Here is a 5,571-nt window from a genome sequence, read left to right as displayed (position 1 = left end):
ACCCCAGCCGAGCGCCTACGTGATTTACTACTAACCACCTAACCAACAGGTGTTGCAACGACTCCTAGAAACCGCCGTTCCTGGGTGGCCGGCCGCTGTTGTACCGCTTGGTTCCGACTTGGTCCCGGCGAATTTCGTTGACGGGGATGGTCTGGGCTAACCTTATCTAGCGCTCTTTCGCGCTGTGCTTCGGGTAACCGGAGCGTGCCTCCTTAGCTCAGTTGGCCAGAGCACCGCTCTTGTAAAGCGGGGGTCGTCGGTTCGAATCCGACAGGGGGCTCCACGAACCCCTCCATTCCGGCGATTTTGCCGGGATGGAGGGGTTTTTCGTGTCTGGTTTCGGGCGCGACGCACGACTGTTGTTGCAGGAATCAGATTTCAGCAACAACGAGTCCGGGCGGACCCAGGCGCTGAACGGCGTCGAATTCGGCGCTGGCGGCGCACAGCGCTACTCCAAGAGGCGTCTCACATGGATGGATTATTTGGCCTCACCAGGTCCGCGGCAACACTGAAAGCGGCAGGAAGGTGCTACTTTCGGACGCTGATCACCGGTGCAGTCTTCTGACGAAGCTGCATCAGGCCAGCGACAGTCAGCCCGGCAGTAAGCGCCAGGGCCGCTACCCACAGTGTGAGGCCGGTGAGGTCGTGGATGGCCATTTGGGGGAGCCGTCGATCAGGCACGGCGATCACGCCAATGAAGGCGCCGACGAGGCCGAAGTAGCTTCCGGTCATAAACCGCTGATGCGCCCGGATGTTGCCGCGGCGGACGGTCACCAGGCCCATCGTCAGGGTGCAGAACGTCAGCACGGAAAGGGCGTGAAGCCAGTTGAATCCGCCGTCGATGGTCCGGATCCCGAACGAGGTGAGGACGACGACATACATGGCCACCGCCCAGATGCGCCCCAGGATTTTGTGCGCTGCGCTGCCTTTGTTGCGGCGGAGCAGGTTGACGGCGCCGAAGATCAGGGCGTAGCCCGCTGCGATGGCGTGCAGAGCGATCAGGAAAGTCCACGGCGAGGGCATACGGCCAGCCTAGCGAAGTCGGAAGTGACTATCGGGCTGTGGCAGCGTGGACGATCGTTGATCAAGGGGCAATCGGGCCGGGCCTTCCGGCCCTACCGCATCGCCGGCGGCCAGCAGTTGAAGTGCTTCCGCGGCCGGCGTCCCCGGGTCCGCAGCGTACATGAGGATCCTGTGCCCGGACTCGTCGGGCGGTGTGAGGACCTCGAAATTCAGCTCCAGGTCACCTACTTCGGGGTGGTGCATATGCTTCAACCCGGACATGCAGTTCTCAACGGGGTGCCGAGCCCATAATTTCGCGAACTCCTCACTCTTCAAGGTGAGCTCACCAACCAAGGAAGCGAGTTCAGGGTCATCTGTGGCCCGGCCGGCGACGAGCCGTAGTGATGACACCGCACGCGTGGCTTCCTCCAGCCAGCGTGGGTAAAGTTCGCGGGTGTGCTGGTCAAGGAACAACAAACGCGTCATGTTTGGCCTTGTTGCAGCCGACTTCGGTGCGTCGTAGTCCAAGTGCCCTGCAACCAATCGATGACCGAGCCGGTTCCAGGCAAGCACCTCGCTGCGGCGTCCCAGCACGATGGCGGGGGTGCTCGACATTGACTGAATCAGGCGGAGCGTCCCGGTCCTGGCCTTGTCCGGCTTCGTCACAGTGCGGCGTTTGGTGGTGCGGGCCCGGGCAAGATTGAACAGGTGGGCTCGCTCGTCAGTGTTGAGATTCAGGGCCCGGGCGATCGCATCAATGATGGCATCAGAAGCATTGTTACTGAGGCCCTGCTCCAGACGGGTGTAGTAGGTATTGCTGACTCCCGCGAGCATGGCCAGTTCCTCCCGCCGGAGGCCTGGTACGCGGCGGATGCCGTAATTGAGCAGGCCAACGTCTTCCGGCTGCAGAGCCGCCCTTCGGACTCGAAGGAACTCCCCAAGTTCACTCACCATAGTCATGACCACCATTCTGCCGGTCCCCACCGGCAGTGTCCTGTCCCTGTCAGGGGTAGGCAGGAGGGGGTGTGGTTCATCCGGGCACATGCGTAGACCATTGGAGCTGTGAAGAAGCCGCCCACGGGCGGTTACAGCTCCAGCAAAGGATCACCGATATGACGACACAACCGGATGTCACCAAAGGCACCAGCCTTCCATCTGCCACCGTCCACGAACCCCAACCGGACTCGAAAAGGCAGATGACAGGCCGGCAGCGGCTGGCCCTTATTGTCCTGCTCGCAGCGAGTTTCACCCTCGCTGTTGACTTCTCCATCCTTAGCGTCGCCCTCCCGGCCATCGGCACCGATGTTGGCTTCAGCCTGGAGAACCTTCAGTGGATAGCGACGTCATTCGCCCTGTGCGCTGCGGGCCTGACATTGCTGTTCGGACGTGTCGCCGATATTGCCGGACGCCGCAAAATGTTCATCATCGGCATGGCCCTGCTTGGCGCGGCGTCGCTGGCCGGCGGATTGGCTGCCGACCCGGCCTTGTTGCTCATTGCACGCGTGGGACAAGGCGTCGCGACGGCCATTGTCGTTCCCGCTGCCCTGTCCCTGTTGCTGGCATCCTTCCCGGAAGGCCCGCTGCGCGATAAGGCACTGGGCCTTAATGGATCACTCATGGCCGCGGGCTTTACGACCGGCGCTATCCTCGGCGGACTGCTGACGGACCTGCTGAGCTGGCGGTGGGCGTTCTTCATCAACGTGCCTGTTGCCATCGCAGTACTGGTTATCGCTCCCATCGTCCTCGCCGAGAGCAAGCCCACCACGAAGTTGAAGCTGGACGTTCCGGGTGCTGTCACCGTTACCCTCGGCCTTCTGGCCCTTGTCTTCGGTTTGACGAACGCCGCCGAGCACTCCTGGACCAATCCATTGACTTTGGGCTCCCTCGCGGCAGCCGTCGTGTTCTTTGTTGCCTTTGTTGCGGTCGAACGCCGGGCAAGCTCGCCGCTGGTACCGCTGGAGATCTTGAAGCGCTCCACTGTCGCCTGGGGCAACATCGCCGGCATCCTGGCCTTCGTCACTGAAACCTCCCTGGTGTTCTTGCTGACGCTGTACCTGCAGCAGGTTCTCGGCTACACCCCGCTCGGTGCAGGATTGGCCTTCGCGGTCCTCGGTCTCGGCACGGTACTCGGTGGCGTCCTCGGACCCAGGGTGATCGGAAAGATCGGCAACAAGAAAGCCATCGTCTACGGATTTATAGTCCAGGCCATTGCCACAGGCATCCTCGTCCTGCTCAGCGCAGACCCCGCATCCATCGGTCTGCTCCTGGTCGCCACCTTCATCGGTGGTGTAGCAAACCTTGTTGTCATCGTCGGCTTCATGGTCACTGCAACATCCGGGCTGCCTGATGAAGAACAAGGCCTGGCCACGGGACTGGCAACCATGAGCCAGCAGATCGGCATCACCATGGGCATCCCCATTATGAGTGCCATCTTCACGGCTCAAATCCTCAGCATCGGTAACAACGAGGCCCCCGCCGTCCTCAGCGGTGTCACAACCGCCATCTGGGTCAACGCCGGCCTTTGCCTGCTCACCGCACTGGTTGTGGGCCTGTTCCTGCGCAAACCGGCGATGTCCGCCAACTAAGCCCCAGAGGCAGAAGCCCTACATCTGGCTCACGGGCAGTTCAGTGTTCCTGTCAAGGGTGCGCCCGCCCACGCGTTGGTGGAGTTGGGCACCTTGTAGTAACCGCGGATCTGGTAGGTCCAGGTGCCTGAGAGGTTGCTAGTGCTTTGGACCCCTGAGCTGTAGGCCTTTCCTGAGGCCTTGCTGAGGTCGCCCGTGAACCGTACGACGCCGTCGGGGTCTATGACCTTAAGCTCGTGGTAGTTCGCGTAGGCGACGGCCGCGAAACTGCTGACGCTGATTTTGGCTTGGCCAAACCAGAGGAATGAATCGCAGGACTTCGACACACTTACCGTGCTGGCTGCCGGCGCGGGGATCTTTGCCGCACTGACAGCCATCGCTCCTGGCGCGGTGTCGCTGAACTGGGCGTGCGCAGGTGAAATGTAGACGCCCATCAGCAGTAACATGACCGCCAGGATGGTGGCCGGTACTTGCCGGATGATGCCTTTGCCATGCATGTGCGTGATGCCGTCCCGGTAGTGCGGATGATGTGTTTCCAGTGTGCCGAACGGGCCTCAGGAAACACCTCGGTGAACACTCAAGGTCCGCTCAAGACCGAAAAAAACCCCGGTGCCGGCTCAGCGATGTATGCGCGGCCCTGATGAGGTCGGACCGTGAAGCGAGACAGCGGTCTGCCGTCTGCCTCAGCGCCGGCAGCGCATGAGCGGCGTCGTCGAAGTGGTTTTCCCGGATCATTGATTCGATGGCCCGGCATTGGTGCTCCGTTTCCCTGGCTCCCACCATGGAAGAGCTGATCTTGAGGCTAAGAACAGCGGTGGTGGTCTCCGTTGCGTCATGCTCGTCCACAGCGTGGACTATGCGTTCGACGCGCTGCGGAAGCATCGCGAGGTATTTGGCGAGGAAACGCAGTGCCGGTTCAGGGCTTCCCAGTTCCTCGGCGAGTGATTGGAGCCTGCCCAGGTCCAGTTCACCGCCTGGATTACCCGATGGCTTCATCGCGGCCTCCGGCCGTTTCCCCGGGTGTGGTCTTGGCGGGCTCTTTGGTCCAGATGGAGGCGAGCATTCCGATGACCAGTACGGCGGGTGCGCCGTACATCAGAATGTTCATGACGATGGGTTCGCGAAGGGCGCGGATGGCGTTGCCTACGTAGGGGATGGTGGTGACCTGCTTGTCCACGGTTTGCCCCTGCAGGGTGGCTATCCAGGGGTCGATACCGTTGTTGGCGTCGCCTTTGGTCTGGACTGCCACGCCGCCGTCGGCGGTGGTGCTGATCTCCGTGATCCGGTGGGTTTCCACCCGCTGGTCTTCGACCGGGATGTGGTAGGTGATGATGTCGCCGACCTTGACGTCGGTGATGGGGGTGGGGACGGTGACGACGACGTCGCCCGGGTTGATCAGCGGGGCCATGGATCCTGTGAGCATGGTGGAGGTCTGGTAACCCAGGACGCGCGGGCCGATCGCGAGGAACAGGAACACCAACGCAGCGAGGACCAGCATGCCCACGCCCATACCCCTCACCACTTTGCCGGCTATCCGGCGGAGGGAGCCGGTTGTGCCGGCAAAGGAGGTGGCCGCTGCGGGCTGCTTCACAGCGGCGGTCTTAGGAACGGAAGGAACGACGACGGCGGCTGGCTGGGGTCCGCTCCCTGCTGCGGCCGAACGCCGGCCGCGAACTGCGGGGGTGGTGATGGTGCTCAGTGCGCTCATGCCTGGCGTTCCTTTCGTGGTGTTCGACGTGCTTTCAGTCTGTCCTTCCCCGCTCAAGAGAGTGTGCGGGCGGGCCTCAAGACTTGATCAGGAAATGGCCAGGAACCGGCCGGAAGGGCATGCCGGCCGGCCCCTGGGGTCTATCGGGCTGCCTGTTGGGTGTCAGCGGGGTGGGTGTTATTTGGTGGTTTCGGTGCGTTGGGTGCCGGTGAAGGAGAAGGCGATGGTGGAGGTGGCGCCTTGGAAGTCGTTGTTCGCGGTGGTGGGGAACGCGGT

The 5,571-nt window shown here is 62.3% G+C and carries 7 protein-coding genes and 1 tRNA gene; 3 read left to right on the top strand and 5 right to left on the bottom strand.

The annotated features are described in order from the left end of the window. Nucleotides 1-206 precede the first annotated feature (206 nt). Both WBN73_RS21350 and WBN73_RS21345 read left to right on the top strand, forming a co-directional pair. A tRNA-Thr gene (locus tag WBN73_RS21350) sits at nt 207-283 on the top strand. A gap of 46 nt (nt 284-329) precedes the next feature. After that, on the top strand, nt 330-512 hold the full coding sequence (locus WBN73_RS21345; RefSeq protein ID WP_337341281.1) for a hypothetical protein: 183 nt from the start codon (nt 330-332) through the stop codon (nt 510-512). A gap of 16 nt (nt 513-528) precedes the next feature. Here the strand turns inward: WBN73_RS21345 and WBN73_RS21340 are convergent, their stop codons facing one another. Next, nucleotides 529-1,023, bottom strand: a complete 495-nt coding sequence (locus tag WBN73_RS21340; protein WP_207596425.1) for a DUF2306 domain-containing protein — start codon at nt 1,021-1,023, stop codon at nt 529-531. A 9-nt stretch (nt 1,024-1,032) separates the two neighbouring features. Next, complete coding sequence (locus WBN73_RS21335; protein WP_337341282.1) at nt 1,033-1,962, bottom strand: helix-turn-helix domain-containing protein; 930 nt, start codon at nt 1,960-1,962, stop codon at nt 1,033-1,035. Between the two features lie 236 nt (nt 1,963-2,198). Here WBN73_RS21335 and WBN73_RS21330 point away from each other — a divergent pair, with 236 nt between their 5' ends. Beyond that, nucleotides 2,199-3,587: an MFS transporter gene (locus WBN73_RS21330; protein ID WP_337341283.1), complete on the top strand. Its 1,389-nt coding sequence runs from the start codon at nt 2,199-2,201 to the stop codon at nt 3,585-3,587. Nucleotides 3,588-3,616: 29 nt separating this feature from the next. On the opposite strand, the gene WBN73_RS21325 is transcribed toward WBN73_RS21330, so the two are convergent. From WBN73_RS21325 to WBN73_RS21315, 3 genes are all read right to left on the bottom strand, one after another. After that, nucleotides 3,617-4,084: a hypothetical protein gene (locus tag WBN73_RS21325; RefSeq protein WP_207596429.1), complete on the bottom strand. Its 468-nt coding sequence runs from the start codon at nt 4,082-4,084 to the stop codon at nt 3,617-3,619. A gap of 91 nt (nt 4,085-4,175) precedes the next feature. Further along, nucleotides 4,176-4,583: an Hpt domain-containing protein gene (locus WBN73_RS21320; RefSeq protein ID WP_207596431.1), complete on the bottom strand. Its 408-nt coding sequence runs from the start codon at nt 4,581-4,583 to the stop codon at nt 4,176-4,178. After that, nucleotides 4,567-5,295, bottom strand: a complete 729-nt coding sequence (locus WBN73_RS21315) for a signal peptidase I (RefSeq protein ID WP_207596433.1) — start codon at nt 5,293-5,295, stop codon at nt 4,567-4,569. Before WBN73_RS21315 ends, WBN73_RS21320 begins: the two co-directional genes overlap by 17 nt. Nucleotides 5,296-5,571: the final 276 nt, after the last annotated feature.

The organism is Paenarthrobacter sp. CCNWLY172 (genome assembly GCF_037402035.1).
GTDB lineage: Bacteria > Actinomycetota > Actinomycetes > Actinomycetales > Micrococcaceae > Arthrobacter.
The sequence above is the reverse complement of the archived record's forward strand: the minus strand, read 5'-3'. Positions and strand labels throughout refer to the sequence as shown.